We start from the raw sequence: 25,408 nt of genomic DNA, 5'->3' as shown, positions 1-25,408 counted from the left end.
CTACCTGCACCGCGTACAATCAACCCCCATGACGCATAACTCTGAGCCACCCAAGCCGGACCCAGAACTGCGCCGCCGTTCGCGCGCGGCGCTGTGGAAGTACGGGCTCGCCCGTGTAGTGCTATTTATCGCACTGACCGTGGTGATTGAGCTTTTGGCCATCGCCATCGGTTTTCCCATCCCGGTGCTTATCGCAGCGCTGCTGGCGCTCTTTGTGGCGCTGCCGCTATCGATGCTCATCTTTAAAAAGTGGCGCATCGAGGCCACCCAAACGCTGGCCGAGTACTCCGCCCAGCGCAAGGCCCACAAGCGCTGGGTCCAAGCGGAGCTGGAAGGCCGCGCCGCGCAGGACTAGACGAGGATGAGCGCGGCGGCCTCGATAACGGCCCACAGCAGCATCGCGCGGCCGGTCAGGCCGAGCACCGGGATGAGCTCTGGGCCTTGGGTGCCGCGGTTGACGGTGCGGATGGCGCGCAGCGCAAGGGGGAAGTAGACCAAGCCAGCGAGCGCGAGCCAGCTGCCGAAGGCGATGCCAATGGTCAGCAGGAATGGCAGCAGGAGCAGCACCGTAAAGAGCAGGCGCGCCTTCTCGTTGCCGAGGCGCACGGCGAGGGTAATCTTGCCGGTCTCGGCGTCGGAAGGAATATCGCGGATATTATTGACTAAGTTCACCCCGGAGCTCATCGCGCCGATGCTCACGGCCAGCGCGAGGCCCGACCACGACAGGCGGCCAGCTTGCGTGAATTCGGTACCGAGCACGGCGACCAATCCGAAAAAGATAAAGACAGCAACCTCGCCGAGCCCGCGATATCCATACGGGTTCTTGCCGCCGGTATAAAACCACGCGCCCGCGATGCATAGCGCGCCCACTAGGATGAGCCACCACGCGTGCGCTGCAAAGGACAGCGCAATGCCGGCGAGCCCAGCCACGGCGAAGGCGGCGAAGGCCGCGAGTTTCACCTGCTGCGGGCGGGCCAGGCCACCGCCGGTCAGGCGCTGCGGACCGGTGCGGTCATCGTCGGTGCCGCGGATGCCATCGGAATAGTCATTGGCATAGTTCACGCCGATGATAAGTGCCCACGCCACGATGAGGGCGAGGAGCGCGCGGCCGAAGTGCGCGCCGTCGGCAGCCGCTGCGGCACCAGTACCAGCGATGACTGGGGCGAAGGCATTAGCCCACGTGTGCGGGCGTGCGCCTTGGAGCCAGTCTTTGGCAGTTGCGGGATAGGCAGAAAGTGACATGTCAGTTATTGTGCCACGCCACCGCGGGCATGCTGTGCACAAGGGACGCACACGGCGGATATATAAAAGCCACGGGTATGGCGGAAGCGCGTCGTACGGACCCAAGAAAGGACGGCTGTGGGCCACACCCGTGACAAAAGTTCAATGCGTTGAACTTTCTTAAAGTTATCATGTGAATCGCTCGCGGGGCAAGGCCTTTACTACGATGAATGTCATGCATTTAAGCGATCTCCCTGAACGTACCCAGGACTACCTCAAAGTCCTGTGGGACCTCTCCGAGCACTCCGGCGGCGCGCCCATCGCGCTCAAGGAGCTGGCGGGGCGATTGAACCAAAAGGTGCCCACGGCGTCGGAAGCCGTAAAGCGTCTCGTTGCCCAAGGGCTGGTGGAACATGAGCGCTACGCTGGCGTTTCGCTGACCCCAGAGGGCCAGGCACTGTCCATGGGCATGGTCCGCCGCCATCGTCTCCTCGAGACCTTCTTGGTCAAAGAGCTGGGGTACACCTGGGACGAGGTTCACGAGGATGCCGATCTCCTCGAGCATGCATGCTCCGATCGCTTCATCGATCGACTCGATCAGCACCTGGGCCATCCTCAGCGCGATCCCCACGGCGATCCCATCCCCGACGCGCAGGGCAGCATCGAGGACCTTGGCACGCTCACGCTTGACGACGTCCCCCTTCACACCCCTGTCACCATCGAGCGGGTATGCGACGGAGACACCGAGCTGTTGCGCTACCTCGACAGCCATGGCGTCGGCCTGGGCGTCGAGGTCGTAGTCGATTCCCGCGTTGCGGGCCTGCTCAACCTGCACGCAGGGGACGAGGAGTTCTCTCTTGCGGAAGTCGCGGCCGCCGACGTGACGGTGCGCGCTAACGAAGTCTAATCAGTTCTTAAAGAGCCCTGCGACACCACGACGGTCCACCTTGCCGGGGCCGGTCAGCGGCATCTCAGCAATGCGGATAATCTCGCGCGGAATCTGCCACCGAGGCAGGTCATCGAGCGCTTCGAGGATGTCGGTGCGCGAGGCCCAGCCGGTGTAAGCTGCGGCGATCATCTGGCCAAGACGTGGATCAGGGATGCCCACCACGCATACACTGTCGACGCCCGGTACCTGCAACAAGAGCTGTTCCAGTTGTTCTGGGTGCAACTTCAACCCGCCCGAGTTGATGATGCTGTCCAGACGTCCAGTGACGGTGAGTTGACCGTGGGCGTCGAGCTCCCCGGCGTCGGAAGTTGCGAACCAGCCACCGACGAAGTCGCGCGATTCCACATTGCGGTAGCCCTGCGCAATGGTCGGCCCGCCCAGGAAAATGCGGTTATCTTCCCCGATGCGCACCTCGGTGCCGGGCAGGGGAGTGCCGTTGTAGACGCAACCGCCCGCAGTCTCCGAGGAGCCATAGGTGGTTACCACGGTGATGTCGAGCTTGCGCGCAGATTCCAATAGCTGGGGATGTGGCGCTGCTCCACCTACCAGGATGGAGTTGAAACGGCGCAGTGCTTGGATGCCGTCCAGCGAATCGAGTGCCTTGTGCAGCTGCATCGGTGTGAGCGCGGTGTACATGCGGTCCTCGGTGTGGGCGAGTTCTTCTGCTGCGCGGGCGAACTCGGTGATGTTAAAGCCTTGGGACAGGTCGAGGCACAGTGGCTCCACACCCGCCACCAACGAACGCACGAGCACCTGGATGCCCGCGATATGGTGGGCGGGCATGGCCAGTAGCCATTGGCCGGGGCCACCCAGGAAAGAATGGGTGGCATCCGCACTCGCCACCAGGTTAAGCGGGCTTAGCTGCGCACCCTTCGGTGTGCCCGTGGAACCCGAGGTGGACACCACCAAAGCAATGTCCTCAGCAATCGATTCGCCCGCGCGCATGTGGTTGCGCAGCAATTCCGTCCGCGTGCGGTCCGCTGCGGGAAGGGGTAAGAGCGTGGTCTGCCCAGCGATGGCCTTCTCGAGGTCATCCAAAATTCCTGCGGGATTGCGGGGATCGACTGGGAGTGGGGCGAGGATATGAGTCACGAATAATCAGGTTACCCGGGCATATCGCTCGTCCCGGGAGGCGGCGCGCCGGGCGTTTAGAGCAAGGCCCGCAGCCCCATGCTGAGCAAATAGAACACACCCGCCAGCACCGCGATGCAGCCGCCCGCCGACAAACTGAGTGCGGCCGCCAGCCAGAGCCCGCCGCATGCCAGCGCAATGCCCGCGATACCGGCACCGAGCATGAGCTGGGTCGGGCGCTTGATCCACGGCTGCAACGCCGCCGCCGGGGCTACCAGCAGCGCCAGGGACAAGATAGTGCCCACCGCGGGAATCACCACCACCATGGTCACGCTGATAAGCGTGAGGGTAAGCAAGTCATAGCAGCCGGGATTTCCACCTTGTGCGCGGAAGGACGTCTGGTCGAAGTAGAAGGAGACCAACGTCCGGCGAAATGCTACCAGCACGCCAAGGCTGACCACCACCAGGGCGCTGACAAACCAGACATCCTGCGCATTGACAGTGGTCAGCGAGCCCACGAGAAAGCTATCCACGTGGATAGGTAGCGGTTGGAACCAGCGCAGCAACAAGATGCCCAGGGAAAATCCCAGGGTGAGCGTCACGCCGGCGGCAGCGGTCGAAGAAATGCCCTCGACGGTACTCAACCACCGCATAAGCCAGGCCAAAGGTAGGCAGAACAGTGCCGCGCCCACCATCAAACCCGTGGAGAGATCCAAGCTCAGAAGGTTGGCCACCACTACGCCGAGCACCGCGCCGGGGAAGATTCCGTGCGACAGGCTCTCGGCGAAAAAGACGCGCTTGCCCATGACCATCAAGGTTCCAACCAAGCCAGATAAACATCCCACAGCAATGGCCTCAAGGAGGGGCATCCGCAGGATCTCTGGATCAAGATGAGACAGTCCCATTAGCTAAATACCCCCTTCAAGCCCGCTAGCGGCACGGTGACAACCAGCATCAAGCTGACGATTGCCTGCGGCGAAATCTGGTGCGCGGTTTGGGACAGCATGATGGCAAATCCCACCACCACTGCCAGCGTGGACAAGCCCGCAGCCCAGAAGCACATGCTGCGCGGGGATCCTGCGATCAAGCGCGCCGAGAGGCCTGGAATGACAATAAAACCGATAACCAGCAACACACCCACTGCCGAGCTAGCCGCCACCACGATTAGGCCAACCGCGACATTCGCAATGAGCTCATAAGCCGCCACGTTGACGCCCATGGCGCGGGCCGCTGCTGTATCGAAAGCGACGAGAATCTGCATGCGCCAGGTTGTCAGGATGAGCAGTGCCGCAATCACGCAGAGCGTGACGGAGGTTGCCAGCCTGGACTGCGTGACGTCGAGAAGCCGGCCAAACATGAGCGCCTCCAGCTGCCCGGACTTGTCGCCATAGGCCAAACTGATGACCACGCCGATGCCGTACATGAAGGTCAGCACCACGGCCGTTCCGGCTTCTATATCCAGCTTCCGCGCTGACTGGCGCCGCCCAGAACCCAGAGAAGCCAGCACCAGCACCGTCACCGTGGCCACCGCGGCCGCACCCGGCACGATGCCCGGGATGCCGCCCACGATGAGCCCTACCACGATGCCTGGAAAAACCGAGTGCACGAGGGCTTCCACCGTAAATTCCATGCGGCGGAGATTAACGAGGACGCTAATGACAGCCCCCACAATCGATAGGCACAGCAGGAAGAGGAAGGCATTGCGCAGGTACGGGGCGAAGAGAATCTGCTCCATTACAGTCGCGCACCTTGCTCCATATAGGTTTCCACTGCTTCCTCGGTTCCCATGGTGTGGACCTTGCCGTCGAGCACAAACGCCGCCCAGTCGCAGGTGTGCTGCGCCAAGATGGGGTCGTGAGTGGAGACGAGCAGGGCGATTCCTGCTTCCTTGAGATCCGCAATGATCTGAATCAGGATTCGGCGGCTTTCTTGATCAAGCCCGTTGAAGGGTTCGTCGAGAAGCACCAGCTCCGGGGCCGAAACCAACGCGCGCGCGATGAGCACGCGCTGGCGCTGCCCTCCCGAGAGCTGGCCAAACCGCGTCTCGGCGAGGTGCTCCATCCCCACTTGTCGCAGGGCATTGAGTACATGGCCGCGATAGCTACGCATGCTCGTGCACCTATGCCACCAGCTCACTGATGGCAAAAGGCCCATTTCCACGACCTTGTAAGCCGTGACGGGAAAACTCAGGTCGGAGTCTTGGTACTGCGGGACGTAGCCGAGCGAGGCGTCGATGGTGGCCATGCCGCGCAAGGCAGCCAGGCCAGTGATTGCCTTGAGCAGCGTAGACTTGCCCGCGCCGTTGGCCCCCAGGAGCGCCACGGCCTCGCTCGCGCGGATCTCAAGATCAACGTCGGTGAGGATATCCCGGGCGCCATAGCCGCAGGTGGCATTGCGCAGAGTGATTAATGGGGAAGACATATAGAGCTACTTGCGCTTGGCGACGTCGAATGCCTGCAGCGATTCCGGCAACGGTTGCTGTTCGGAGTCCCAGGCGCTGACCAGGGTGTTGATGTTGTGGACGATGGATCCGATGTAGGTCTCGCCCTCACTGCCTGGCACACCTAGCGAGTCGCCGTACAAAGCGTCGTCGGATGTAACCGCCTTGACGCCTGCGGCGCGGGCGATGGCCTCGATGGACTTCGAGCTGTTGGAATTCTCCGCAAAGATGGCCTTGGCACCGGACTCGCGGATCTGCTTTGCCTGCTCGTCGATGTGGCGCGAGGTGGCGTCCTGCTGGTTGTTGAAGTCAGACAGTGCGGAGCCGATGAACTTCACGCCGTATGCGTTTGAGAAGTAGCCGAAGGCGTCGTGGGAAGAGAAGAGCACGCGGTCTTGCTCAGGAACTGCGGACATGGAATCGCTGGCCCACTTGTCGAGGTCCTCCAACTGGTCGGTGTACTTCTTGCCGGCGGCGGTGAAGGCGTCCTTGGCCTGCGGGGAGGCCTGGGACAACGTGTTGACGATGTTGTCGACCTGAATCTTGGCCTGCTTCGGGGAGGTCCACACGTGCGGGTCGTACTTGAATTCTGGGGCCTCGCCGTCCTCCCCCGGGAAAGGCCACGGGCGCGGGCTCACGTGCTCGATGCCCTCGTCGATGGTGTACTTGCCGTTGCCATCGCCCATACCTTCGCTCTTGACGCCCGAGGTCACGGCCATGACGCCGTGGAAGCCGGAGGAGTCCACGGCTTGGTCGAGGAAGTGCTCGAGGTCGACTCCGTTGACGAACATGTAGTCGGCCTGGGAGAGCGCCTGCATCTGCTGTGGGGTCATCTCGTGCTCGTGGGCGCTGGCGTTGGGGGCGAGCAAACAGGTGAGGTCGAGGGTCACTGGGCCCTCGCCGGAGTTGGTCTCCGCACCCTGGGAGTCGACCTTGTGGAGCTTGAGGCCGCCGGCGGCTACCTGGGTGAGGTAGTCGCAGATCTGGGTAGTCGTGGCCACGGCCTTGACGGTGTCGCCGTCCTTCGGCTTTGCAGCGTCGATGGATTCCTTCGAGGCGCTGCAAGCGGCGAGGCTGGCGCCGAGTGCGAGGGCGCAGGTGCCTGCGAGAATGCGCTGTAGGGGCCGGCGTGGGGTGCTGTGATTTGAGCTCATAATGAACTTCCTTTGCATTAGGAGAAGTGAACTCAACAAACACTAGCACCCTTGAACTAGATTGTTCAACGTAATGAACTTAGGTGGTCCTATCTCTTCCTTAAGCTGCCAAAATTTAAAAATGCCTCTCACTTCAATGAGTGAAGTGAGAGGCTAGGAAGCGGTGGCCTTATTTGGCTACTTTTGCCTTTTTGCTGAAGGGGAGCTGATCCAGGGAGCGTATGCCGGGGCCGGCGGCGAGCATCAGGCCCGCGACGGCGACGGTCCATTCGGAGAACTTTTGCCAGCCCTGGGCGATGAGAATTACGCCCAGGGCGACGCGTGCTGCGAGCATGACGAATGAGTTGCAGAGTTTCATGTTCGACACTTTAAGTATTAACTATGGGCATGTCCACAATTGCTTGAGATGTCTCACTCCGGTCCGAGGGCGTCCCACGCCATTTACTCCGCTACATGTATGGATTGCGCGGGGTGTCCTCCTGATCGAAGGGACGCTCCCCGCTGTCCTGCGCATCCTTGATACGCTTGAGCATCCACACTCGCGAGACGATGACGCCCGCCAGTGCAAGTGTGGCCAAGCCGATGGCGAAAATCCACATCGTGCTAACTCCTGGCTAGTAGTAATACGGGAACTGCTCCCACTGCGGGTCGCGCTTTTCGAGGAATGCTTCTTTGCCCTCGACGGCCTCGTCGGTCATGTACGCCAGGCGGGTCGCCTCGCCGGCGAAGACCTGCTGGCCCATGAGGCCGTCATCGGTCAGGTTGAAAGCGAACTTCAGCATGCGCTGGGCTGTTGGGGACTTGCCGTTGATTTCGCGGCCCATCTGGATTGCGGCGTCTTCCAAGTCGGCGTGATCGACAACCTCATTGACCGCGCCCATCTCATACATCCGCTGGGCATCGTAGGTGCGGCCCAAGAAGAAGATTTCGCGGGCGAATTTCTGGCCCACCATCTTGGCCAGGTACGCCGAGCCATAGCCGGCGTCGAAGGATCCCACGTCCGCGTCCGTCTGCTTGAAGCGCGCTTCTTGGCGGGAGGCGACCGTCATATCGCAGACCACGTGCAGCGAGTGTCCGCCGCCGGCCGCCCAACCATTGACCACGGCGATGACCACCTTGGGCATGGTGCGGATAAGGCGTTGCACCTCGAGGATATGCAGGCGGCCGCCCTCCACCTTCTCGCGGGCGGTGTCCACAGTGGATTCATCCGCGGTGGCATCATCGTGGGCGTGCTCGGTGGCGTATCGGTATCCGGAGCGGCCGCGAATGCGCTGGTCGCCGCCGGAACAAAACGCCCAGCCGCCGTCCTTTTCGGAGGGGCCATTGCCGGTGAGCAAAATCGTGCCCACATCCGGCGTGCGGCGGGCGTGGTCGAGGGCGCGGTAGAGCTCGTCTACGGTATGCGGGCGAAACGCATTGCGCACCTCCGGGCGGTCGAAGGCGATGCGCACGATGCCGTTCTTGCGGCCCTCGCCGTTGAGCCGGTGGTAGGTGATATCCGTCAGGTCCTCAAAACCTTCTACGGCATGCCACAATTCCGGCCGGAACGGATTATCGGTGCTGTATTTTTTCTGCTCGCTCATGACGGCCAGCTTAGTGGCAAAAGAAGAATAGTCCCCATTCCCAACCCTCACCCACACACGCTGCCCAGCAGGCTGGTAATAATCAATACGCGATACTGCGAGGTTGTTGCCCCGCATAATACCCGTGTACGCCGTACCAGCGCGGTACTCCATGCCATGGGGAGACTCGAACTCCCCGCCCCTTAAAGCGCTAAAGGGGGCCTGTGTCCCAGGATTTTCCCCTCCAGGGTGGGGGCCTGCTCGCTGCAGGTGTGTGGGCTACCATCGCGCGCTTTAAGCAGCGCGCGATATGACTATCCGTTTTTCAGTTCGGTATTCCAGTTCAGCTGCTGGATGCGGGTATCCAGCTCGCGGTACTGCTTAGACAAATCATCGACGCGCTTGCGCAGCTCCGCCACCGGGATGGTGGAGACAAACTTGATCTCGGTGCGGGAATAACGATCCGAGCGCGTGCCCGCCCGCTGCGCTAGGTCGTGGTAGATGCGGCGCTTGCGCAAGAGGCCGTCGCGAAGCGCGAGGGCTTCCATCAAGTTCCTCTTCTCATCAAAGGCGGTGGCGATATTCGTCGCATTGATGGCCTGCACCAGCTCATCGATGCGCCCGGCCACGCCGTCAAGCTCGCGCAGTAGTGCCTGCGGATCCTCATCCGGGGTATCGCCCTCCTGCACGCGGGCCACGGTGAGCAGCCGCTCGTGCAGGCTATTGAGGCGCTCCTGCGCCTGGGCGCGCTCCGCCAATGCCTCAGCTAGCAGCATAATTCCTCCTCTATTGGTATGGGTTCCCAAAATAGCGCAGAGCGGGGGAGGGGTCAACGGCTAGCGGGCGCTACCATGAAGGCCATGCATATCGATGACGTCCTCGACCGCGCCCACGTAGTCTCCCTCCCGCTCGCCGTGCGTTTCCGCGGCATTACCACTAGGGAGGCCCTGCTCATCGATGGCCCGGCCGGATGGGGCGAATTCGCGCCCTTCCTGGAATACGGCCCGGCCGAGTCCGCCGCGTGGCTGCGCGCCGGGCTCGAGGCCGCCTACGAGGGCTTCCCGGAGCCGGTGCGCGATTCCATCGAGGTCAACGCCACCATCCCAGCCGTACCCGCCAGCGAGGTCCCGGCCGTGGTGGAGCGCTACCCCGGCTGCCGCACCTTCAAAATCAAGGTAGCGGAGAAGGGGCACACGCTTGCCGACGACGCCGCTCGCGTCCGCGCCGTCCGCGACGCCGTCACCCAACGCGGCGATATCCCTATCCTGCGCGTGGACGCCAACGGCGGCTGGACCGTCGATGAGGCGGTCGAGGCCGCGCAGATGATGATGCCGCTGGATTATATGGAACAGCCCTGCGCCACCACCGAGGAACTCGCCCAGGTGCGCGGCCGCCTTATGCGCGCCGGCCTCTTTGTGCGCGTCGCCGCCGATGAATCCATTCGCAAGGTCGCCGACCCGTACCGCGTCGCCGAGTTGCAGGCCGCAGATGTTGCCGTGGTCAAGCCCGCCCCGCTCGGCGGCGTGCGCCGCGTCCTCGAGGTGGCCCAACACCTGCGCCAGCGCCATATGGATATCACAGTGGCCTCCGCGCTCGATACCTCCATTGGCATCAATATGGGCCTTGCAGCCGTCGCCGCGCTTCCGCGCATCTACGACGACGAGGACATCGACGTCACCCCGGCCGCCGCCGGTCTTGCCACCGGCTCCCTTTTCGAAGAGGATGTCACCGCCCCGCGCCCGCTTGTCGATGGCCACCTTCCCGCCGATATCCTCGCCCCCGACCCAGACCGCCTCGCTGCACTCGCCGCCCCCGCCGACCGCCGCGATTGGTGGTTCGACCGCGTTCGTGCTTGCTGGCCGCACCTTGCTGACTAGGGCCTAGAGCAAGCTCTGGTGAAACCTCCACGCCGGAGTTGCCATTGCGCGGCGCACCTTCTGCGGCTTGTTCTTTAGCCCGCGCACACTGCGCCGATGCGCCACCGTTTCCTGCACCGTCTCCACCACCAGCTTGAGGTGGTAGTCGGTGCATTCATCCGTAAACTTCAGTGGCGCCCACCCGTGTTGCACCGCATGATTGGTCTTCCATGTCCCGATGAGGAATTCCCGGTGATTATTCTCCGGCGTGTGATAGTAAAGCGAGTCCAAGTCCACCACGGTCGTTCCCGCTTTGAAGCCTAAATCCCAGGTATATGGTCCTAGCCGGAAATTTGGCACCGGCTTGAGACCCACCCGCCGCATCTCGTGGTACATCCGCTGCTCCCACTTCGACGCCGTACCTACCGGCGCCTCCTCCGCCAGCTCGCGAACTGCATCCTTTTCCTTGCTGGTCACCATCTCTAAATCGGCCGCGAACCTTCCCCTCCCGTTGAGCCCGCGATACGCCTGCGCCAGTGTTTCCTTCAGCAGCCACTCGCCGCAGCGCTCGAAGCTCAGCGCATCTGCTACCGCCTGCGCGGGCAACGCCATCCGCACACCTTTCACCCGATTTGCTGGCACTGGCCGCGACCTCACAGTACGCACCAGCTCATTCGCATGTGTCCGGCAATTGTTATCCACCCGAATCGTTGCCGGCAGCCGCACCTCGCATAAGCCATAGGCTGCGAGCGCGGCCGTCCCCGAAAACACCGCATCCGGATAAAGCTGCGCCATTGCGGCTACCTTGTCCCTCGCGCTCGCCTCCGCCGCGATGTAACAGTTGCGCCGCAAGCGTACAAGCGTTCCCTCACTAATCCTGCAGCGGATTTGATAGTCAGTAAGGCCTAATTCTAGTAATTCATTTCTCGTCCACATGTCTCATTGGACTGGAAATCTTCCAGGAAGGTTCCACTTTCCTCGTTTCAACGATTTCGTCCATCTAAAACACCTAAATCGTCGACGATTTTCGCCATATGTATGGACGAAATCGTTGAAAACCGGTGAACCGGGAAAAGAAAACCGGCGAACCGCTTAAGGAGACTGCTGTCAGACTTCAAACTGCCCAACCCGCCGCCTGTGCGTACGCTAGAGGACATGTCTACTATCAAGGTCCGCGATGCCCACCTGCACAATCTGCGCAACGTCGACGTCGATATGCCCCGCGGCAAGCTCGTCGCAGTTACCGGTGTGTCTGGTTCGGGCAAATCTTCGTTGGCGTTCGGCACCATTCACGGCGAAGGCCAGCGCCGTTATCTCGAATCGGTGGCTCCCTTCGCCCGCCGCCTTATTAGCTCCGCCGTTGACCCGCAAGTGAGCCAGGTAGAGGGCCTACCGCCGACGGTCGCGCTGCAGCAATCCACCTCCGGCGGTGGTGCGCGCTCCACGGTCGGCACGGTCTCCGCGCTTTCGAATAGCGTGCGCCTGCTCTATTCGCGCGCCGGGGATAACCCGGAGGGCCTGTACTCGGATTCTTTCTCACCCAATACCCCGGAGGGCATGTGCCCGCAGTGCCACGGCACGGGCGTGGTGCATGAGCCCACCGAGGAGTCCATGGTCCCAGATCCCACCCTCTCCATCGAGGAAGGCGCCATCCAGGCGTGGCCCGGTGCCTGGGCCGGCAAGAATTTCCACGACATCTTGATGAACTTGGGCTATGACCTGGATTCGCCGTGGCAGGACCTGCCGCAAGAGGACCGCGACTGGATCCTCTTCACGGAAGAGCGCCCCGTAGTCACGGTCAAGCCCCTGCGTGGCAAGGATCAGATTCAGCGCAATTATGAGGGCACGTGGCGCTCGGTGGCCAGCTACCTCAATAAGACGCTGGCGGAGACCCAATCGGATACGCTGCGCAAGCGCACCCTGTCCTATATGGAATCCCGCGAGTGCGAGACCTGTGGCGGCCGCCGCCTCAACCCGGCCGCGCTGAAGGTGACCTATGCGGGCATGCCGATTGATGAGCTGGGCGCGCTGCCGCTGGATAGGGTGCATGAGGTGCTCAGCAAGCAGAACCCGGAGGAGAACTCGGCCGAGGATTTGCTGCTCAAACAGATTCTTCCCGCCTTGACCTCGGCGCTGGAGCTCGGCTTGGCGCACCTAAGCCTGGATCGGCCGACGCAAAGCCTATCCGGCGGCGAGATGCAGCGCATCCGTCTGGCAGCGCAGCTGCGCTCCGGTCTCTTTGGCGTGGCCTATGTGCTCGACGAGCCCTCGGCCGGCCTGCACCCCGATGAGCGCGACGCGGTCATGGATATGTGCCGCCGTTTCATCGCGGCCGGCAACTCCGTGCTCTTGGTGGAGCATGACATGGATTTGGTCGCGCAAGCGGACTGGCTCGTTGACGTCGGCCCGCTGGCCGGCGAGCGCGGCGGCAACGTGGTCTATTCGGGCCCAGTCGAAGACTATGACGCGGACACCCCTACCGCCAATGCGCTGGCTCACCGCACGCTCGCGCTTGCCGACGACCCCCGCACCCCCTCCTCCCACCTCGCCCTCCGCGGCATTAACGCACGCAGCATCGACAACGTGGATGTGGACTTTGGCTTGGGCCAATTCACGGCGGTCGCCGGTGTCTCCGGCTCGGGCAAGTCCACCCTGGTCAGCACGGTGCTGGCTGGGCTGTTGCGAGAGTCCGCTACGGCCGTTTCCGATGAGGAAGAGACCGAGGATAAGGGCTGGTCCGTGGAGAGCACGGAGGGCTTTGACCGAGTCAAGCGCGTCGTGCAGATTACCCAGAAGCCCATTGGCCGCACCCCGCGTTCCACGCTGGCAACCTATACCGGGCTTTTCGATAACGTTCGCAAGCTCTTCGCCTCCACCGACGAGGCTAAACAGCGCAAATGGACGGTCTCGCGCTTTTCCTACAACGTAAAACAGGGCCAGTGCCCCACCTGCGGCGGCGCGGGCAAGATCGAGGTGGAGCTGGTCTTCTTGCCGGGCTCGTACACCACATGTCCAGAATGCGGCGGTGCCCGCTTCAATGAGGAGACCTTGGAGGTGACCTGGCAGGGCCGCACCATCGCGGACATCTTGGAGCTGACCGTGGACGAGGCCGCAGAGGTCTTTGCCGAGGAAGAAAAGATTTACCGCGCCATCGCCACGTTGCAGGCCGTCGGCCTGGGCTACCTCCGCTTGGGCCAGGGCGCGCCGGAGCTGTCCGGCGGCGAGGCTCAGCGCATCAAGCTGGCCACGGAGCTGCAGCGTTCCCGCAACTCGCGTCGCGGCCACACGGTCTATCTGTTGGACGAGCCCACCACGGGCCTGCACCCAGCTGATATCGACCTGCTCAATACCGAGCTGCACAAGCTGGCGGATGCGGGCCATACGGTAATCGTCGTCGAGCATGATCTTTCGGTCATGGCGAAGGCGGATCGCATCATTGAGATGGGCCCGGGCGCTGGCGAAGATGGCGGCCGCATCATCGCGGATGCCACTCCGGCGCAGGTTGCCGCAGAGGATACCGCCACGGGCCGCGCCTTGAGTGCACGTCGAGCGCATTAAGCGGCGAGGCTTAGCTACCCGTTAGCTGTGGGAGACCTCTCTGGGATCTCACAGCAAAATGGGGTAGAGGTAGAGGGTATGACTACTAAAGGCCCTCATGGCGATAATAAGGAAACCCGCAGCTGGTCCAGCCCGGCGGATGATGCCACGCGCCAGATTGGCCGCGTGCCCGATAATGCCGCCGGCCCCAACCGCGACCAAGCGCGCCGCGAGCACCCCAAGCAGTACTTCCCGGGAGAGCAGCAGCCGCAGAATGAGACTCGTCAATTCGATGCGGCCGCTGGCTATCAGCAGGGCTACGGTCAGCAGCAAAGCTACGGCCAGAACTATCAGCAGCCGGCCGGGCAGGCATATGGCCAGCAATACGCGCAGCAGCCCGAGTACGAGCCGGTGCCGTCGAACTATGATCCGGACCAGCCGGAAAAGCGCAAGAAGAAGCGCAGCGGTGGCGGGGCTATGGCCGGCGTCTTCGCAGCCATCGCGGTACTTGCCGTACTGGCTGCGGCTGTGTTGTTTTTCCTGTGGCGCAATGCTGCGGACGAGGCGGATAAGCCGGACCCACAGCCGGTGACGGAAACGCTGACCACGGAGGTTCCCACCACCGTGACCCAGACCGAAGAGCCGGATACGCAGGATGAGAACTCCAATAATTTGCCGAAGCTGCCGGACTTCCAGAATGACCTGCCGTCCGATATCCCGACCGAGTTGCCACCGGAGGTACAAGACCAGCTGGATAAGGGCAGCGACGTGGACATTGAGGGCCTCCTTAACGATCTGCTGGGCGGCGGCGAGCAGCCGGCCAACCAGTAGGGCGCTCAGAACTAAGCGCCCAGCACCTGCCCGGTAAGGGAAATGGCGCGCGGGCAGGTAAAATCGGGCGGTATGAATGAATCGATGCAGTTGGCTGAGAAGGTAGCCGCCCAACTGGCGCGCCACCTCACGGATGTCGTCTTGTGCCCTGGTTCGCGCAACGCGCCGCTGTCGCTGGCGCTGTTGGCGCGTGATGATATCCGCGTCCACACCCGCCTCGACGAGCGCGGGGGAGCGTTTACCGCCCTGGGCATGGCGCGGGTGCAGCGCCGCCACGTGGGCGTGGTGATGACCTCGGGAACTGCGGTGGCCAATACTCTGCCAGCCGTGGTGGAGGCACACTATTCCCATACGCCGCTGGCCATCATTAGCGCGGATCGGCCGGAGCGCCTGGTGGGCACGGGGGCGTCCCAGACCATCGAGCAGCAGGGCATCTTCGGCGTCTATGCGGACACCACCCAGGTCATCGACGCGGACGATATCGCGGCGATGGCCCAGCGTTTCCGCGAAGACCTACAGGTACACATCAATGTGGCCTTTGATGCCCCGCTTGTCGACGCCACCCTGCCGGACCACACCTCCGGCGATGGCGTGCGCGAGCCCGCGCCGTCCTTTGTGGACCACGGTGAAGTGGCCGTGGACTTGAGCAAGAATACCTTGGTTATTGCGGGTGATGAGGCCTGGGAGGTAGAAGGCCTCCAAGACGTGCCAACCATCGCAGAGCCGAGCGCGCCGGGCCCGTACCATCCGGTGCATCCGGCGGCGGCGCATATCTTCCGCAAGGCGCAGGTTTCCGCGAATGATTATGTGGTCAACACCAAGGTTGAACAGGTCATCGTCGTGGGGCATCCGACGCTGCACCGTGGCGTGCTAGCGCTGATGAATGATCCGGATATTGAATTAGTGGTGCTCTCGCGCACCAAGGACTTCACCAACCAGCGCGGCGAAGAGGCCCGGCGTGGCACCACCGTCAAGGTCACCGGTGAGCCGAGCCGCGAGTGGATGAAGATCTGCGAAGGCGCAACCGACATGGCGGGGCAAGCCGTGCGCGAGACCCTCGAGGATGAGGAACTGGGATTCACCGGTCTGCACGTCGCGGCCGCGGTGGGCGATACGCTCTCCGTCAATGACACCCTGGTGCTCGGCGCTTCGAATCCGGTGCGTGACGCCTCCATGGTGGGCCTGCCTTTCGACGGCGTGGATACGTACTCGCCGCGCGGGGCAGCCGGCATCGATGGAACCATCGCGCAGGCCATCGGCATTTCCCTGGCCACGCAATCGCTGGATCCCACAAATTGGCGTGCCCCACGCGTTGTGGCGCTCATGGGGGATGTCACCTTCTTGCATGACGCGAATAGCCTGCTCATCCCGGAAGACCAGGCACGACCGGAAAACCTCACCATTGTGGTAGCCAATGACAATGGCGGCGGCATCTTCGAGACTCTGGAACAAGGCGCCGATGCGCTGCGCGAGTCCTTCGAGCCGGCGTTTGGCACGCCGCATGGGGTGGACGTCGGCAAGCTGGCAGAAGCCTATGAATCAGACTACCGCGAGGTGACCACCCCGCAGGAGCTATTGGATACGCTGGCGGAGCTGAAGGAATACTCCACCGGGATTACCGTCGTGGAGGCCAAGACCACCCGTGCTACGCGCCGGGCGCTCAATGAGAAGCTCACCGCAAAGGTAGGCCAGTAAGTGGCCCCGCCGCAGCATAAGCCGCACGCCGCGGTGGTGCCGCGCTATACGCCCGCGGTCTATCGCCGCCGCCTGCACCAGCTGACGCTGGCGCTGTATCTGGCCGCACTCGTGGGCGTGGTAGCGATGATCATCGGACCGGCGCTTAATGATCACACCATCGCCAGCCACCCCGCGCGCGCTTTGGCCACGGTCAAGGATGTGGGCGTGCTGCGCACCACGGTGGATTTCCAAGACAGTGAAGGGATTTACCACACCCCACAGCACGGGCTGCTCTATCCCAGTGGGCTGGGCGAGGGGCAGCAGGTGTGGGTGCAATACGCTCAAGACAACCCAGACCTGGTCAAGGTCGAAGGCCGCGAATGGACGCTGGCCATTATCCCGGCGCTCTCGGTAGGGGTAGTTGCCACGCTCATCGCGGCCGTGATGTGGAAGCTGATTAGCTTCTTTACCCGCCGCGCGGAGAAATAATTAACCAAGATTTTCCGCTGGCTTCACCATAAGCTTAAGAAAATGGGCCATGATGGTGGCATGCGTGTTGCGATCGTGGCTGAATCCTTCCTCCCCAATGTCAATGGTGTGACCAACTCCGTGCTGCGCGTTTTAGAGCACCTGCACGAGACCGGCCAGGAGGCCATCGTCATCGCGCCGGGTGCTCGTGAGGGACAGGAGGAAATCCCGGACTACCTAGGATTCCCCATCTACCGTGTGCCCACCGTGCGCGTGCCGCTGGTGGATTCGCTGCCGGTGGGCGTGCCTACCACGGCGGTCGATGAGGCGCTGCGTGATTTCAAGCCGGATATCATCCACCTGGCCAGCCCGTTCGTACTCGGCGCGGCTGGCGCTTTCTCCGCCCGCCAGCAGCGCGTGCCGGCCGTAGCGTTGTATCAGACCGATGTTGCCGGCTTTGCCACCAAGTACCATGCCTCCGCGCTGGCTTATGGCGTGTGGGAGTGGCTGCGCACGATTCATAACTCCTGCCAGATGACGCTGGCGCCGTCCTCGCTGACCATCCGGGACTTGGAAAAGCACCACATTAAAAACGTGCGCCACTGGGGGCGTGGCGTGAATGCGGAACTTTTCCACCCCTCCAAGCGCTCTGACAAGCTGCGCCGCAGCTGGGATCCGAGCGGCACCAAGAATGTAGTGGGATTCGTTGGTCGCCTCGCCGCGGAAAAGGGCGTGCACCGCCTCTCGGCGCTCAACGGGCGCGAGGATATCCAGCTGGTCATCGTGGGCGATGGGCCGGAGCGCCCGCTGTTAGAAGCCCAGCTGCCCGGTGCCGTCTTTACCGGTGCGCTGTCTGGCGAAGACCTCGCCGCCGCCTATGCCTCCTTGGACGTCTTCGTCCACGCTGGCGAGTTCGAGACCTTCTGCCAGTCCATCCAGGAGGCGCAGGCCTCCGGCGTGCCGACTATCGGGCCGCGGGCCGGTGGCCCGGTAGACCTCATCAACGAGGGTTATAACGGACTGCTGCTGGAGGTAAAGACCTTTGTGGAAGACCTCCCCAATGCGGTGGACGCTCTGCTCAATCCGGAGATTCACCAAGAGATGCGGAACAATGCCCGAGAGTCCATTTCCTCCAAGACGTGGAAGGCGCTGTGTGAGCAGCTCGTGGGCTATTACGAAGAGGTACTGGAGGATACTCGCCGGGTGCCGCTGACCATTCTGGGCCAGCGTCCCGAGCTGCCGCGATGGGCGGCTCGTGCCCTTGGTGCCCGCGTAGCCTAGACTGATCATTTGTGTCTAAGGCAGATCTGGATAAAAAGCCCTTCGATGTGGCGCGCATGTTTGACGCCGTGGGCGAGAAATACGACCTCACCAATACCGTGCTGTCCTTTGGGCAGGACGCGCACTGGCGCAAGCGCACCCGCGAGCGTTTGAACCTTAAGCCGGGCGAGAAGGTCCTCGACCTTGCAGCGGGTACCGCCGTGTCCACCGTGGAACTTTCCAAGTCCGGTGCGTGGTGCGTGGCGTGTGATTTCTCCCGTGGCATGTTGGCCGCCGGCCGTGAGCGCAACGTGCCCAAGGTGGCTGGCGATGGCATGCAGCTGCCGTTTGCGGATAACACCTTTGACGCCGTGACCATCTCTTATGGCCTGCGCAATATCCACGACTTTGAGCTCGGCCTGCGCGAAATGGCGCGCGTGACCAAGCCGGGCGGGCGCCTTGCGGTGGCGGAGTTTTCCACCCCGGTGGTACCGATTTTTGGCACCGTGTACAAGGAATACTTGATGCGTCTGCTCCCGCCGGTAGCGCGCCTGGTCTCTTCTAACCCGGAGGCATATATCTACCTCGCGGAATCCATTCGCGCGTGGCCCGGGCAGGAGGAGCTTGCCGCGGTTATCAATCGCAATGGTTGGGCCGAGGCCGGCTGGCAGAACCTTACCTTCGGCATCGTGGCGCTGCACTCGGCGGTAAAGCCAGCCTAGGCGCCGCTCCTTCGCGCCCGGGGAAGCGGGGGACTATGCCGCGGTTGAATCCCAGAGGGGCGTATCGCGGCGAAGGGATGAGACCGTGCGGCCGGCGGCGCGCCAGGTGCGTGCGATGAGGTCGCGGTCATCGTCAGTAATGAGGTTGCCCATCAGGCGCGCGGCGGCCGGCATGAGTATGCGGCCGATGGGGCCGCGCAGGGCCAGTGGACCGGCCAGCGGTAGGAACTGCGGGTAGGTCAGAAGGCGCGCGGCCGTGCGGGCCAAGAGGAAGGACTCGCCGTAGTGCTCGCGCAAGACGGCTGGCCAGGCCAGGGTGAAATCCTTCGGGCCGAGCAGGGCTACGGCCAGCGCGGCGGTCTCCAAGCCATAATCGATGCCCTCGCCGTTGAGGGGGTTGATGCAGGCCGCGGCATCACCAATGATCATCCAATTGGCGCCGGCCACGTTAGACACCGCGCCGCCCATGGGCAGTAAGGCAGAGGTAACGTGCTCAATTTCCCCGAGTCCCCACTCGGTGCGCTGTTGGGTGGCGTAGAACTCGAGCAGCTTCTTGGTGTTGATCTTGGCGGGGCGCTGCGCGGTCGACAGCGCGCCGAGGCCGATATTGACCTGGCCTAGCTCGGAGCCGAGCGGGAAGATCCAACCGTAGCCGGGCTGCACCTCGCCTTCTTCGTCCTTGAGCTCAACGTGGGAGTGCATCCAGGGCTCAGTGGCATGCGTAGAGGAAGCATAGGAACGCGCGGCAATGCCATAGACCTCCTCGCGGTGCCAGGTGCGGCCGAGCTTCTTGCCAAAAGTAGAGCGCACGCCATCGGCCACGATGATCCACTTGGCATGCACGGTGGCCTCTCCCACGCGGAAGGAGGTCACGCGGTTGCCCTCGAGCACCGGATCGGTGGCAGGGGTGCCGGTGAGGAGGGTGGCGCCGGCTTTCCGGGCGGCGTCGGCAAGCAGGGCATCAAAGCGGTAGCGCGGTAGGGCCGTGCCCACCTGGGAGGGGTAGGTCTCCGGCCAAGGCGCGGTAATATCGCCGCCGTAGCCGTGCAGTTTCAGGCCGCGATTGCGGTAGGAGGCGTTGACCACAATGCCGAGCTCAGCAAGCTGGTGCATCGCGCGCGGGGTGAGCCCGTCGCCGCAGGTTTTATCGCGGGGAAACGTCGCGGAATCAATAAGGAGGGTGTCATAACCGGCGCGTGCGGCATGAATCGCGGCGGCGGCTCCGGCAGGCCCAGCGCCAATGATGGCGACCTCGACATAGGTTTGGGAATCGATCTGCTCCGACATGAGGACTATCATTGCATGAGTTCGACCCCTCGAGTGTGTTTAGGGGCGCAGTTTGGACTACGGTAGGTAATCGATTATCTCTGGCTTTTAGTTGCAAGGAACACTATTTAATGACTCACGGTCAATCGCATGCCACGCACGTGGATCTTGGTGATCCGCAGCTCAACGAGCGCATTGGTGCGGGCATGGAAGCAGTAGAAGACAAGCTGCGCAGTGAAATCGACCGCGGCCAGGACTTCTTAAAGGACAAGGTCAGCCACCTGTCTAAGGCCGGTGGCAAGCGCTTTCGCCCCATGATGGCGCTGCTGGCCTCCGAGTATGGTCCGCGTCCGGGCTGCGAAGAGGTTGTTAAGGCCGCCACCGTCGTGGAGATGGTGCACGTAGCTACCCTTTATCATGACGATGTCATGGATGAGGCGGACCGCCGCCGCGGCGTGGAATCTGCCAATTCGCGGTGGAATAACTCCGTGGCCATCCTCGCCGGCGATGCGCTCCTGGCACATGCCTCCCGCCTGATGAGTGAACTGGATACCCACACCGTGGCCCACTTTGCCGATACCTTTGAGGAGCTGGTGACCGGCCAGATGCGGGAGACCATCGGCGCGGGTGAGGCCAATGCCGTGGAGCACTACACGGCCGTTATCCGTGAAAAGACCGCGGTGCTCATCGCCTCTGCTGGCTACCTGGGTGCCTACCACTCCGGCGCCTCGGCCGAGCATGTCGCAGCCTTGCACCGCATTGGTGGTGCCATCGGCATGATCTTTCAGATTGTGGACGACGTCATCGACATCTTCTCTGACCCAAAGGAGTCCGGCAAGACCCCGGGCACGGACCTGCGCGAGGGCGTATTTACCCTGCCGGTTCTCTACGCCTTGGAAGAAGAGGGCGAAGTGGGCGACAAGCTGCGTGAGCTGCTTACTGGCCCGCTGCATTCCGACGCCGAGGTGGAGCGCGCCATCGAGCTCCTGCACCAGTCTGGCGGCCGTCAGAAGGCGCTGGAGGACATCAATGCCTACCTGCGCACGGTGGAGGAGCAACTCGCCGTGCTACCGGAGAACTCCGCGAGCCAGGCCTTGCGCCAACTGGCGGATTACACCGTGCGCCGCGTGGGCTAGCTGCTTGGCGATGCCCCCTTATTCCCGCCCCATTCGCCCCTACTACGCTGGCGATTTGTAGGTGGGAGGGTGGTTCGTAGTAAAGTACTTACTCGCACCACACAGTGCATGCCAGGTTGCCCGAGCGGCCAAAGGGAGCGGACTGTAAATCCGCCGGCACTGCCTTCAGAAGTTCGAATCTTCTACCTGGCACAGAATGAACCCCGCGAGCAAATGCTTGCGGGGTTTCAAGCGTACCTGCAGCTGTGAGGCGGGATCTACTCGCTGGGCTCCTGGGTGCGGGAGGGGTTAAGGGTCAAAATGTGTGTCTGGCTCGGCGTGTCGCGGGGGTTAGATTTGGCCTTTTTGAATGCCGATTGAGTGGGTGTAGTCGGTGTCGATAGCGTTGTCGTAGAGGGCTGGGCGTCCTGTTTCGTGGTCGGCTTGGTTCTCGGTTTGGGTCAGGGTGGATACTTTGGCGAGTTGGCCCTGGCCCCAGTCGGACTGCCTGGCGATTCGTACTGGATCGTCAGGCAGTTCCGTTTTTAAGTAGAGCCACCAATCCAGCATGCGGCGTTGTCGTTCGCCTGATCTGCCGCGGTGGGTTCTGGCGAGCAGTTTGAGCTGGGCGTTGATGCCGCCTTCTAAGCTGTTGGTGGTGGATTTGATCCGCTCGGGCGCAAGGACTCCTGCTGGCGGGTTGAGGTAGACAAACAGCATCTCGGACCGCCAAAGATGGTTGAGGCTGTTGTAGGCCTTGCGCACGTTGTGGTGGGTCCACACGCGGGTCCATGCACCTGTTTTGGGGTCTTTGATCATGGTTTTCTCGTTCATCCATTCCCGGTAGATCGTTGAAAACTCGTGCAGTTGCACACCCCACGCGGCGGCTTCATCCAGTGTGGTGATCCGGGTCAGTTTCAGCGCAAGTCGGTAGATGGTGCGCCCGGCATCGGTGCGTGGGTTGGTGGTGGTGTAGCGGCGGACCACGCGTTGGGCGTGGACGAGGCAGCGTTGAATTTTCGTAGTCGGCCAGCACTTTTTGATTGCGCTGTATGCGCCTTGGCCGCCGTCGATGACGGCGATGAGTGGGGCTTCGATGCGTTCAAGCAGCAGTTGGTAGTCGCGGGTGGTTTCGTGTTTGCACCAGTGCCAGGCGATCACGTGGTCGATGGTCGCCGCGACGATCAGGCAGCCACCGGCGGTGTAGGTGCCATCGAGAAATACCTGGTCGTAGATCCGCTTGTGGTGGCCGGCGGTGGGGTCAGGCACATCAACGAGCCAGCACCACTTGAAGCGCCGCTTCATGGTGGCGCGGCTAACACCGTTTCGTTTGGCTAGGTCGTCGAGTGATATTGCGGTGGTGCAATGCTCGATGAACTGGGTGAACACTGCCGCGTTGGTGATGTCGTTTCGACGTTTGACGCTGGAGGCGCCGCATTGTTTGCAGCGCCATCTGGTGGTGCCTTTGCTGGTGGTGCCGTTGCGTTTCATTTCACCGCCGCAGTGGCAGCGTGGTTGGTTCTTCGACATTGCGACACCACACCACGCCGCGCATAGCACATCACGGCTGCCACACCGAGGATTTCCCGTCGGGGGCTAGATATATGCTTCCGGAGCATATACTTTCCGGAAACCTACAGGTCAATCCGTGAAAATCCGCGATTCCGGACACACTTTTTGACCCTTAACCCAATATTTGCTAGATTTTCCAGAATGATGCCACCGCCGCGCAGAATGAAGACGTACAGCTGGTTCGTCCCGCCCGCGCCGCCAGCGGACGATCCGGCGCGGCTCCACCCAGCACGCTGGAGCAGCGGGAACCGTGTGGTCAGGGACATGGTAGGCGCATACCCGGGCGTGCTAGTGCTGCACATTCTGAGCTACCTCATCGGCACCGGCATCTCCGCGTTTGTGCCGGTGGTGGTGGGCATGATCGTGGACGGCCTGGTGGGGGAAGAAAAGTTCAACGCATGGTGGCTCTTCGCAGTATTGGTCGGCATCTTCATCATCCAGTTCATCGGCGAGGCCACCGGCGACGGCCTGGCCACAGCCTCGGTGCGCCGCGTGACCCACAACGCGCAGCAGCACCTGTCCTCGGGCGTGCTGCGCCGCGGGGCGGGAGCGATGAGCCCCGGCACGGTGCTCAACACCATCGACGCGGACGCGAACACCGTCGGTCGATACCGCGAGCTGCTGTCGTTTCCGCTGATGGCCATCGGCTACGCGGCCGGCGCGATGGTGGCGATGTGGTCGGTCTCCCCGTGGATCTCGCTGGCCATCCCAGCCAGCGCGCTGATTATCGCCCTGTTCGCCGCGTGGACCGCGGGGCCGGTGACGCGGGTGTCGCTGAAGCGCCGCGCTGCGGAGGCGGATGTTGCTGGCTTGGCCACGGATGCGTCGCAAGGCATCCGCACCGTCAAAGGCCTCGGCGCGGGCGCAACCGTGGCCGAGCGTTTTCACTCGGAAACGGCGAAGGCGAAGCGGTTGATGCTCACGCACCTGCGTGTGGAGGTCTGGCTGGGTTTTGCCAGGTTCTGCGTGGCGTGGCTGTGCAACCTTGCCATCGTGGGCTTGAGCGCGTGGATGACGCTGCGCGGGGAGATCACCCCGGGGCAGCTGACATCTGTGGCACTGTTGGTGCCGCCTGCGTTGGACATGGCGGGCTTCGCGTTCGGCGACCTGGCAAGTGGGTGGGGCAGGGCCGTGGCGAGCGGTCAACGCATCGAGCAGCTGCACCACGCGGGCAATGACGCGGCGGGGCCTGAGCCGACAGACACCCCGGTCCCAGGCGCGGGTCTGTGGATTCTCGAGCCGGCGGAGCGTTCCTACGCCACCGCCGCCGCGTGGGCGCAGCGCGCAGACGTGCTGTTCCCGCCGCACACCGTCAACGTGTTTGAGGGCACCATCGCAGACAACGTGAACCCGCGCGGGGATGTGCCGGAGGACGTCGTCAAGCAGGCGCTCGCCGCCGCCCACTGCCAAGACATCCTCCGCAGGCTCGGCGGCATAGACGCAGGCGGCGAGTTGCCGGACGCACCGCTGGGCGAGGCCGGCCTGAATCTCTCCGGCGGGCAGCGGCAGCGCGTCGCGCTTGCTAGGGCGCTCGCCGCCGACTCGGACGTGCTCATCCTGGACGACCCGACCACTGGCCTCGATTCCGTGACACAGGCGGACGTCGTGGCAGCCGTCGCCGCGCTCAGAGCAGACAAAACCACCGTGGTCATCACCGGAAACGCCGCGTGGCAGCACGCTGGAACCGAATTGGAGGTGGCGTAAATGGCGCGCGAATACGAACGCACTGACGCGGTCGCCCCCGCGAGCGTGAAGGAGACCTTCGCGTACCTGTCTGCGCTACCCAACGCTCTAGACAAGCGCTGGTGGGCGGGTTTGCTGATCATCCAGGCGCTGATTGTCGCTGTCTACACCACGCAGTCGAACCTGTTCGGCCGTAGCGTCGACCCGCTCACCGGCGGATCAGTGCCACTGCTGGGAACCGGCACCCGCGCCTTCGTTTTGACCGTCGGCCTGGCGTTGGCCTGCATGCTCGTCGAGATGTTCTTGCGGGCGCTGGGCAATTATGTGGTGGGCCAGAAAGTCGCCCGCGCGTCCATCGACCTGCGCCGCCGCTGCCTCGACGCGATCCTGCGCGCACCAGTGCCGCGGGTGATGGAGCTCGGCACCGGCAACGTCATCACACGCATGACCAAGGACATCGACGACGTCGTCCAAACCATCACCGACATCGGCTCGCGCGTGCTCACCACCGTGTTCGTCTTCCCGATCACGTTCATCGGGCTTTTGCTTATCGACGTCCGCTTCGCCCTGATCCTGCTTCTGATCTGCATATGCACCTACCCGTTTGCCCGCGCGGTGGTGCGCGCCATCCCCGGCGCGTCCAATGCGGTGAGCGTGGCGGAAGCACGTCGCAACGCGGTGCTGCTGGATACCGTCCGGGGCCTGCCCACGCTGCGCGCCTTCGACTTGGAGCGCTGGGCGTTGGCACGGATGCGGCGGACCTCGTGGGGCGCGGTGGAGGCGGAGATGGACCGTGTGCCCTGGGACATCCGGCTCACAGGCATCGGCCAGGTCGCTTTCGCCGCGTGGGTGCTGCTCACGCTTGGCGTCGGCGCGTGGCTCGCGTCGGCCGGAGTTGTCACCCCGGGCCAGGCGAGCGCTGCGGTGTTCATGGTCATCCGCGCAGAGGTCATGGTGTTCAACGCGCTGTTCTTCGTCGGCGAGTTGCAGGGCGCTGCCACCGCCGTGGGTCGCGCGGTGAGCT

General features: G+C 63.0%; 24 protein-coding genes, 1 tRNA gene and 1 pseudogene. 13 read left to right on the top strand and 13 right to left on the bottom strand.

Going from position 1 to position 25,408, the window contains the following annotated elements; all coding sequences use genetic code 11:
- The first annotated feature begins 28 nt into the window (after positions 1-28).
- Positions 29-355: a DUF4229 domain-containing protein gene (locus LG376_RS02130; RefSeq protein WP_065422238.1), complete on the top strand. Its 327-nt coding sequence runs from the start codon at positions 29-31 to the stop codon at positions 353-355.
- Here LG376_RS02130 and LG376_RS02125 read toward each other — a convergent pair.
- Complete coding sequence (locus LG376_RS02125; protein WP_049377865.1) at positions 352-1,242, bottom strand: 1,4-dihydroxy-2-naphthoate polyprenyltransferase; 891 nt, start codon at positions 1,240-1,242, stop codon at positions 352-354. The two genes, LG376_RS02130 and LG376_RS02125, sit on opposite strands and share 4 nt — an antisense overlap.
- Positions 1,243-1,456: 214 nt before the next feature.
- Here LG376_RS02125 and LG376_RS02120 point away from each other — a divergent pair, with 214 nt between their 5' ends.
- Positions 1,457-2,128, top strand: coding sequence for a metal-dependent transcriptional regulator (locus LG376_RS02120; RefSeq protein WP_034656208.1), 672 nt, complete (start codon positions 1,457-1,459; stop codon positions 2,126-2,128).
- Here the strand turns inward: LG376_RS02120 and menE are convergent, their stop codons facing one another.
- The 9 genes from menE to LG376_RS02075 all read right to left on the bottom strand — a co-directional run bounded on the left by menE (position 2,129) and on the right by LG376_RS02075 (position 9,173).
- Positions 2,129-3,262 (bottom strand): o-succinylbenzoate--CoA ligase, encoded by a 1,134-nt coding sequence (gene menE / locus LG376_RS02115; RefSeq protein ID WP_005322961.1) that lies wholly within the window; start codon positions 3,260-3,262, stop codon positions 2,129-2,131.
- A gap of 56 nt (positions 3,263-3,318) precedes the next feature.
- On the bottom strand, positions 3,319-4,146 hold the full coding sequence (locus LG376_RS02110) for a metal ABC transporter permease (protein WP_005322960.1): 828 nt from the start codon (positions 4,144-4,146) through the stop codon (positions 3,319-3,321).
- Positions 4,146-4,976 (bottom strand): metal ABC transporter permease, encoded by an 831-nt coding sequence (locus tag LG376_RS02105; protein ID WP_049377866.1) that lies wholly within the window; start codon positions 4,974-4,976, stop codon positions 4,146-4,148. Before LG376_RS02105 ends, LG376_RS02110 begins: the two co-directional genes overlap by 1 nt.
- Entirely contained in the window at positions 4,976-5,662 is a 687-nt protein-coding gene (locus LG376_RS02100) for a metal ABC transporter ATP-binding protein (RefSeq protein WP_005322958.1), read from the bottom strand. Before LG376_RS02100 ends, LG376_RS02105 begins: the two co-directional genes overlap by 1 nt.
- Positions 5,663-5,668: 6 nt before the next feature.
- The gene (locus tag LG376_RS02095) at positions 5,669-6,835 is read right to left on the bottom strand and encodes a metal ABC transporter substrate-binding protein (RefSeq protein WP_049377867.1); all 1,167 of its coding nucleotides are present in this window, start codon (positions 6,833-6,835) and stop codon (positions 5,669-5,671) included.
- Between the two features lie 169 nt (positions 6,836-7,004).
- Complete coding sequence (locus tag LG376_RS02090) at positions 7,005-7,193, bottom strand: hypothetical protein (RefSeq protein WP_005322954.1); 189 nt, start codon at positions 7,191-7,193, stop codon at positions 7,005-7,007.
- A 91-nt stretch (positions 7,194-7,284) separates the two neighbouring features.
- The gene (locus LG376_RS02085; RefSeq protein WP_005322953.1) at positions 7,285-7,434 is read right to left on the bottom strand and encodes a hypothetical protein; all 150 of its coding nucleotides are present in this window, start codon (positions 7,432-7,434) and stop codon (positions 7,285-7,287) included.
- Positions 7,435-7,449: 15 nt separating this feature from the next.
- Complete coding sequence (locus LG376_RS02080) at positions 7,450-8,418, bottom strand: 1,4-dihydroxy-2-naphthoyl-CoA synthase (protein ID WP_034656212.1); 969 nt, start codon at positions 8,416-8,418, stop codon at positions 7,450-7,452.
- A gap of 293 nt (positions 8,419-8,711) precedes the next feature.
- Positions 8,712-9,173, bottom strand: coding sequence for a DIP1984 family protein (locus tag LG376_RS02075; protein ID WP_049377868.1), 462 nt, complete (start codon positions 9,171-9,173; stop codon positions 8,712-8,714).
- A gap of 84 nt (positions 9,174-9,257) precedes the next feature.
- On the opposite strand from LG376_RS02075, the gene LG376_RS02070 reads away from it, so the two are divergent.
- Complete coding sequence (locus LG376_RS02070; protein WP_049377882.1) at positions 9,258-10,274, top strand: o-succinylbenzoate synthase; 1,017 nt, start codon at positions 9,258-9,260, stop codon at positions 10,272-10,274.
- A gap of 3 nt (positions 10,275-10,277) precedes the next feature.
- On the opposite strand, the gene LG376_RS02065 is transcribed toward LG376_RS02070, so the two are convergent.
- Positions 10,278-11,048 (bottom strand): hypothetical protein, encoded by a 771-nt coding sequence (locus LG376_RS02065; RefSeq protein ID WP_225746022.1) that lies wholly within the window; start codon positions 11,046-11,048, stop codon positions 10,278-10,280.
- Between the two features lie 360 nt (positions 11,049-11,408).
- Here LG376_RS02065 and LG376_RS02060 point away from each other — a divergent pair, with 360 nt between their 5' ends.
- The 6 genes from LG376_RS02060 (at position 11,409) to LG376_RS02035 (ending at position 18,748) form a co-directional block, all read left to right on the top strand.
- On the top strand, positions 11,409-13,811 hold the full coding sequence (locus LG376_RS02060; RefSeq protein ID WP_225746021.1) for an excinuclease ABC subunit UvrA: 2,403 nt from the start codon (positions 11,409-11,411) through the stop codon (positions 13,809-13,811).
- 78 nt (positions 13,812-13,889) lie between these two features.
- On the top strand, positions 13,890-14,621 hold the full coding sequence (locus tag LG376_RS02055; RefSeq protein WP_225746020.1) for a hypothetical protein: 732 nt from the start codon (positions 13,890-13,892) through the stop codon (positions 14,619-14,621).
- Positions 14,622-14,693: 72 nt separating this feature from the next.
- Positions 14,694-16,316, top strand: a complete 1,623-nt coding sequence (menD, locus tag LG376_RS02050; RefSeq protein ID WP_225746019.1) for a 2-succinyl-5-enolpyruvyl-6-hydroxy-3-cyclohexene-1-carboxylic-acid synthase — start codon at positions 14,694-14,696, stop codon at positions 16,314-16,316.
- Positions 16,317-16,787, top strand: a complete 471-nt coding sequence (locus LG376_RS02045) for a DUF3592 domain-containing protein (protein ID WP_225746018.1) — start codon at positions 16,317-16,319, stop codon at positions 16,785-16,787. It abuts the gene before it with no gap.
- Between the two features lie 60 nt (positions 16,788-16,847).
- A complete protein-coding gene (locus tag LG376_RS02040) occupies positions 16,848-18,047 on the top strand; it encodes a glycosyltransferase family 1 protein (RefSeq protein ID WP_225747350.1) in 1,200 nt (399 codons plus the stop codon).
- 11 nt (positions 18,048-18,058) lie between these two features.
- Positions 18,059-18,748 (top strand): demethylmenaquinone methyltransferase, encoded by a 690-nt coding sequence (locus LG376_RS02035; RefSeq protein WP_225746017.1) that lies wholly within the window; start codon positions 18,059-18,061, stop codon positions 18,746-18,748.
- 33 nt (positions 18,749-18,781) lie between these two features.
- Here the strand turns inward: LG376_RS02035 and LG376_RS02030 are convergent, their stop codons facing one another.
- Positions 18,782-20,047: a geranylgeranyl reductase family protein gene (locus LG376_RS02030; RefSeq protein ID WP_225746016.1), complete on the bottom strand. Its 1,266-nt coding sequence runs from the start codon at positions 20,045-20,047 to the stop codon at positions 18,782-18,784.
- Between the two features lie 98 nt (positions 20,048-20,145).
- On the opposite strand from LG376_RS02030, the gene LG376_RS02025 reads away from it, so the two are divergent.
- Positions 20,146-21,150, top strand: coding sequence for a polyprenyl synthetase family protein (locus LG376_RS02025; protein WP_225746015.1), 1,005 nt, complete (start codon positions 20,146-20,148; stop codon positions 21,148-21,150).
- 110 nt (positions 21,151-21,260) lie between these two features.
- Positions 21,261-21,342, top strand: a tRNA-Tyr gene (locus tag LG376_RS02020).
- A 138-nt stretch (positions 21,343-21,480) separates the two neighbouring features.
- On the opposite strand, the gene LG376_RS02015 is transcribed toward LG376_RS02020, so the two are convergent.
- Positions 21,481-22,659, bottom strand: a complete 1,179-nt coding sequence (locus LG376_RS02015) for an IS256-like element IS1249 family transposase (protein WP_005323424.1) — start codon at positions 22,657-22,659, stop codon at positions 21,481-21,483.
- A 183-nt stretch (positions 22,660-22,842) separates the two neighbouring features.
- Here LG376_RS02015 and tetA point away from each other — a divergent pair, with 183 nt between their 5' ends.
- Both tetA and LG376_RS12650 read left to right on the top strand, forming a co-directional pair.
- A complete protein-coding gene (tetA, locus tag LG376_RS02010; RefSeq protein WP_370633330.1) occupies positions 22,843-24,405 on the top strand; it encodes a tetracycline efflux ABC transporter TetAB subunit A in 1,563 nt (520 codons plus the stop codon).
- Positions 24,406-25,292 (top strand): annotated as a pseudogene (locus LG376_RS12650) (ABC transporter transmembrane domain-containing protein); the annotation flags it as partial. It lies immediately after the preceding gene.
- Positions 25,293-25,408: the final 116 nt, after the last annotated feature.

It is taken from the genome of Corynebacterium sp. Marseille-P4611 (assembly GCF_916618765.1).
Lineage (GTDB): Bacteria > Actinomycetota > Actinomycetes > Mycobacteriales > Mycobacteriaceae > Corynebacterium > Corynebacterium marquesiae.
This window is presented reverse-complemented; position numbering and strand designations above follow the sequence as displayed.

What these genes read in the sequence shown, in the direction of transcription:
- LG376_RS02130 (WP_065422238.1), top strand. Translation starts at nt 29, where the DNA reads ATGACGCATAACTCTGAGCCACCCAAGCCGGACCCAGAACTGCGCCGC.
- LG376_RS02125 (WP_049377865.1), bottom strand. Translation starts at nt 1,242, where the DNA reads ATGTCACTTTCTGCCTATCCCGCAACTGCCAAAGACTGGCTCCAAGGC.
- LG376_RS02120 (WP_034656208.1), top strand. Translation starts at nt 1,457, where the DNA reads ATGCATTTAAGCGATCTCCCTGAACGTACCCAGGACTACCTCAAAGTC.
- LG376_RS02110 (WP_005322960.1), bottom strand. Translation starts at nt 4,146, where the DNA reads ATGGGACTGTCTCATCTTGATCCAGAGATCCTGCGGATGCCCCTCCTT.
- LG376_RS02105 (WP_049377866.1), bottom strand. Translation starts at nt 4,976, where the DNA reads ATGGAGCAGATTCTCTTCGCCCCGTACCTGCGCAATGCCTTCCTCTTC.
- LG376_RS02100 (WP_005322958.1), bottom strand. Translation starts at nt 5,662, where the DNA reads ATGTCTTCCCCATTAATCACTCTGCGCAATGCCACCTGCGGCTATGGC.
- LG376_RS02095 (WP_049377867.1), bottom strand. Translation starts at nt 6,835, where the DNA reads ATGAGCTCAAATCACAGCACCCCACGCCGGCCCCTACAGCGCATTCTC.
- LG376_RS02090 (WP_005322954.1), bottom strand. Translation starts at nt 7,193, where the DNA reads ATGAAACTCTGCAACTCATTCGTCATGCTCGCAGCACGCGTCGCCCTG.
- LG376_RS02085 (WP_005322953.1), bottom strand. Translation starts at nt 7,434, where the DNA reads ATGTGGATTTTCGCCATCGGCTTGGCCACACTTGCACTGGCGGGCGTC.
- LG376_RS02080 (WP_034656212.1), bottom strand. Translation starts at nt 8,418, where the DNA reads ATGAGCGAGCAGAAAAAATACAGCACCGATAATCCGTTCCGGCCGGAA.
- LG376_RS02075 (WP_049377868.1), bottom strand. Translation starts at nt 9,173, where the DNA reads ATGCTGCTAGCTGAGGCATTGGCGGAGCGCGCCCAGGCGCAGGAGCGC.
- LG376_RS02070 (WP_049377882.1), top strand. Translation starts at nt 9,258, where the DNA reads ATGCATATCGATGACGTCCTCGACCGCGCCCACGTAGTCTCCCTCCCG.
- LG376_RS02065 (WP_225746022.1), bottom strand. Translation starts at nt 11,048, where the DNA reads ATGGCGCAGCTTTATCCGGATGCGGTGTTTTCGGGGACGGCCGCGCTC.
- LG376_RS02060 (WP_225746021.1), top strand. Translation starts at nt 11,409, where the DNA reads ATGTCTACTATCAAGGTCCGCGATGCCCACCTGCACAATCTGCGCAAC.
- LG376_RS02055 (WP_225746020.1), top strand. Translation starts at nt 13,890, where the DNA reads ATGACTACTAAAGGCCCTCATGGCGATAATAAGGAAACCCGCAGCTGG.
- menD (WP_225746019.1), top strand. Translation starts at nt 14,694, where the DNA reads ATGAATGAATCGATGCAGTTGGCTGAGAAGGTAGCCGCCCAACTGGCG.
- LG376_RS02040 (WP_225747350.1), top strand. Translation starts at nt 16,848, where the DNA reads ATGCGTGTTGCGATCGTGGCTGAATCCTTCCTCCCCAATGTCAATGGT.
- LG376_RS02030 (WP_225746016.1), bottom strand. Translation starts at nt 20,047, where the DNA reads ATGATAGTCCTCATGTCGGAGCAGATCGATTCCCAAACCTATGTCGAG.
- LG376_RS02025 (WP_225746015.1), top strand. Translation starts at nt 20,146, where the DNA reads ATGACTCACGGTCAATCGCATGCCACGCACGTGGATCTTGGTGATCCG.
- LG376_RS02015 (WP_005323424.1), bottom strand. Translation starts at nt 22,659, where the DNA reads ATGTCGAAGAACCAACCACGCTGCCACTGCGGCGGTGAAATGAAACGC.
- tetA (WP_370633330.1), top strand. Translation starts at nt 22,843, where the DNA reads ATGATGCCACCGCCGCGCAGAATGAAGACGTACAGCTGGTTCGTCCCG.